The sequence below is a fragment of the Micromonospora sp. NPDC049230 genome (genome assembly GCF_040647875.1).
Classification (GTDB): Bacteria; Actinomycetota; Actinomycetes; order Mycobacteriales; family Micromonosporaceae; genus Micromonospora.
This window is the reverse complement of record NZ_JBEZCZ010000088.1, coordinates 1-3,873: the sequence shown is the minus strand read 5'-3', so window position 1 is coordinate 3,873 and position 3,873 is coordinate 1. Positions and strand designations below refer to the sequence as shown.

1 protein-coding gene and 1 pseudogene are annotated in these 3,873 nt (G+C 69.4%); both read left to right on the top strand.

Translation table 11 applies throughout. The annotated features are described in order from the left end of the window. Positions 1-363: 363 nt before the first annotated feature. A complete protein-coding gene (gene fdh, locus AB0A95_RS34590) occupies positions 364-3,636 on the top strand; it encodes a formate dehydrogenase (RefSeq protein ID WP_357559970.1) in 3,273 nt (1,090 codons plus the stop codon). Continuing rightward, a pseudogene (locus AB0A95_RS34585) lies at positions 3,626-3,873 on the top strand (4Fe-4S ferredoxin); the annotation flags it as partial. The gene fdh and the pseudogene AB0A95_RS34585, both read left to right, overlap by 11 nt.

Sequence of the window (3,873 nt, the reverse complement as noted above, 5' to 3'; positions counted from 1 at the left end):
CCGGCACCCGCAACCCGGGGTGCCGGCCAGCGGCACGTCCCGCACCTCGCACGTCCCGCGCCTCGCGGTCGGTGCGGGCCGGATTGGGCGGGCGGGGTGGGAACACGGGGCGGGGTCTGGCTGGTTGTGGACGGTGTCGGTGTGACTCAGTGTCCCCGGGCCTCACCTAATATCGCCTTCGCGGAATACCGTTCGGCTGGAGCCGCGTCGTGCCACTCGCCGAGAGGCGACCTGCACACCGACACCGGCGTCGCCCCCGGCCCACCCGGCCGGGGGCGGCGCTGTCTGCTGTCACCGGTTCGCGAAGATGCCTCGGTTGACCTATGTTCAGGGGGTCGCTCGGGTGGGAGGGGGTGTCGGGGCATGGGTCTACGGACCTTTATCGAGGGTTGGCCGGTCTACCGCCAGCTCACCGGCACGGACCCGCTGGGTCGGGGTGCGGCGGCGCAGTCCGCCCGGTCGGCGCAGCTCACCGCCCGTACCGAGGACGCCGACAGCGTCGCCCGATCGGTCTGCCCGTACTGTGCGGTCGGCTGCGGCCAGCGGGTGTTCGTGAAGGACGGCCAGGTCAGCCAGATCGAGGGCGATCCGGACAGCCCGATCTCGCGGGGTCGGCTCTGCCCGAAGGGCTCGGCGAGCAAGAGTCTCGTGACCAGTCCGCTGCGGCAGACGACTGTCCGCTACCGGCGTCCGTACTCGACGCAGTGGGAGGATCTGGAACTCGACACCGCGCTCGACATGATCGCCGACCGGATGCTCGCGGCGCGTGAGCAGACCTGGGAGGACGTCGACACGGAAGGTCGGCCGCTCAACCGGACGCTGGGTTTCTCCAGTCTGGGTGGGGCGACGCTGGACAACGAGGAGAACTACCTCATCAAGAAGTTGTTCACCGCGATGGGGGCGCTCCAGATCGAGAACCAGGCCCGTATTTGACACTCCGCCACCGTCCCCGGTCTGGGGGCCAGCTTCGGTCGTGGCGGTGCGACGGATTTCCAGCAGGACATCGCCAACGCTGACGTGATCGTCATCCAGGGTTCCAACATGGCTGAGGCGCACCCGGTGGGCTTCCAGTGGGTGATGGAGGCGAAGCGTCGTGGCGCGAAGGTGTTCCACGTCGACCCACGGTTCACCCGCACCAGCGCGGTGGCCGACGCGTACCTGCCGATCCGCGCGGGCACCGACATCGCGCTGCTCGGCGGCGTGGTGCGCTACATCCTGGACAACGAGTTGGACTTCAGGGAGTACGTGCTGTCGTACACGAACGCGGCGACGATCGTCAGCGAGGACTTCGTCGACACCGAGGACGGCGACGGGTTCTTCTCCGGGTTCGATGCGGAGACCAACAGCTACGTGCAGGACAGCTGGCAGTACGCGGGGCACGAGGGTTCGTCCGGCAGTGGGCACACCGCGCAGGAGCGCGACAGCGCCGCGGGGCTGACGCACGAGTCGCACGGCGCACAGGTGGGCGGGCAGACCGAGCGGGACGAGACGTTGCGGCACCCGCGCTGCGTCTACCAGATCCTCAAGCGACACTTCTCCCGCTACACCCCGGAGATGGTGGAGCAGGTCTGCGGGATTCCGCGCGAGCAGTTCCTGGAGTTGGCGCAGGCGTGGACCCGCAACTCCGGGCGCGAGCGCACCGGCATGCTGATCTACTCGGTGGGGTGGACGCAGCACAGCGTGGGTGTGCAGTACATCCGCACCGGCGCGATCATCCAACTGCTGCTGGGCAACATGGGTCGCCCGGGTGGCGGGGTGATGGCCCTGCGCGGGCACGCCAGCATCCAGGGCTCCACCGACATCCCGACGTTGTTCAACCTGCTGCCGGGCTACCTGCCGATGCCGCACCACGCGGAGCACCCGAGTTTCGACGAGTGGGTGGACAGCATCCGGCACCCGGGGCAGAAGGGGTTCTGGGGCAATGCGCGGTCGTTCGCGGCCAGCCTGCTCAAGGCGTACTGGGGTGACGCGGCGACGCCGGAGAACGACTTCTGTTACGGCTACCTGCCCCGGCTGACCGGCGATCACGGCACGTACCAGCAGGTGCTCAACATGATCGACGGGAAGATCAAGGGGTACTTCCTGTTGGGTCAGAACCCGGCGGTCGGCTCCGCGCACGGCCGCGCGCAGCGCCTGGGCATGGCGAACCTGGACTGGTTGGTGGTCCGCGACCTGTTCATGATCGAGAGTGCCACGTTCTGGCAGAACGGCCCCGAGGTCGCCACCGGCGAGATCGTCCCGGAGGAGTGCCGCACGGAGGTGTTCTTCCTGCCCGCCGCGTCCCATGTGGAGAAGGAGGGGACGTTCACCCAGACGCAGCGGTTGTTGCAGTGGCGGGAGAAGGCCGTCGAGCCGCCGGGCGACGCCCGCTCCGAGCTGTGGTTCTTCTACCACCTGGGCCGCAAACTGCGAGAGAAACTGGCCGACTCGAAGCTGCCGCGCGACAGGGCGCTGCTCGATCTCACCTGGGACTACCCCACCCACGGTCCGCACGCGGAGCCGAGCGCCGAGGCGGTGCTGCGCGAGATCAACGGGTACGACGTGGCGACCGGCCGCCCGCTGTCCGGCTTCGCCGAGGCTCGCGCGGACGGTTCCACAGCGATCGGCTGTTGGATCTACAGCGGGGTGTACGCCGACGGCGTCAACCAGGCGGCCCGGCGCAGGTCCCGACACGAGCAGGACTGGGTGGCCGCCGAGTGGGGGTGGGCGTGGCCGGCGAACCGGCGGATCCTCTACAACCGTGCCTCGGCCGACCCGGACGGCAACCCGTGGTCCGAGCGCAAGCGCTACGTGTGGTGGGACGCGGAGAAGGCCGAGTGGACCGGCTACGACGTGCCGGACTTCGAGAAGACCAAACCGCCGTCGTACCGGCCGCCACCCGGCGCGTCCGGGACGGAGGGCATCGCCGGTGACGACCCGTTCGTGATGCAGGGCGACGGCAAGGGCTGGCTGTACGCGCCCAGCGGTGTCCTGGACGGGCCGCTGCCCACGCACTACGAGCCGGTGGAGTCGCCGGTGCGTAACCCGCTCTACCGGCAGCAGGCCAACCCGACCCGCAAGATGTACGCGCACCCGGTGAACTCGGTGAACCCGAGCCCGCCGCAGGAGCACGGTCAGGTGTTCCCGTACGTGTTCACGGTCAGCCGGCTCACCGAGCACCACACCGCCGGCGCGATGAGCCGGACCGTGTCGCCGCTGGCCGAGTTGCAACCGGAGATGTTCGTCGAGGTGTCCCCGGCCCTGGCCGGCGAGGTCGGGCTGACGCATCTGGGCTGGGCGCACCTGGTCAGCGGGCGGGCGGTGATCGAGGCGAGGGTGTTGGTGACCGACCGGCTGACCCCGCTGCGGGTGGACGGTCGGATCATCCACCAGGTGTGGTTGCCGTACCACTTCGGGTTCGAGGGTCTGGTGACCGGCGACTCGGCCAACGACCTGTTCGGCATCAGCCTGGACCCGAACGTGCTGATCCAGGAGAGCAAGGTCGGCACCTGCGACATCAAGCCGGGGCGGCGGCCGACCGGGCCGGCACTGCTCGACCTGGTGGCCGACTACCAGCGACGCGCCGGGATCACCCCGGGCCAGCACGCGCCGGCCGTGACCACCGACGACGAGGGGAAGGAGCACTGTGCTTCCTGACCCGCACAGCCTGTACGGCCCGCTGGACCCGGCACCCGAGGCCGGTTACGAGGACGCGCCGCCGCGGATGGGGTTCTTCACCGACACCAGCGTGTGCATCGGCTGTAAGGCCTGTGAGGTCGCCTGCAAGGAGTGGAACGGGGTCCCGGAGAGCGGCCTGGACCTGCTCGGCATGTCGTACGACAACACCGGCGCGTTGACCGCGAACTCGTGGCGGCACGTCGCGTTCGTCGAGCA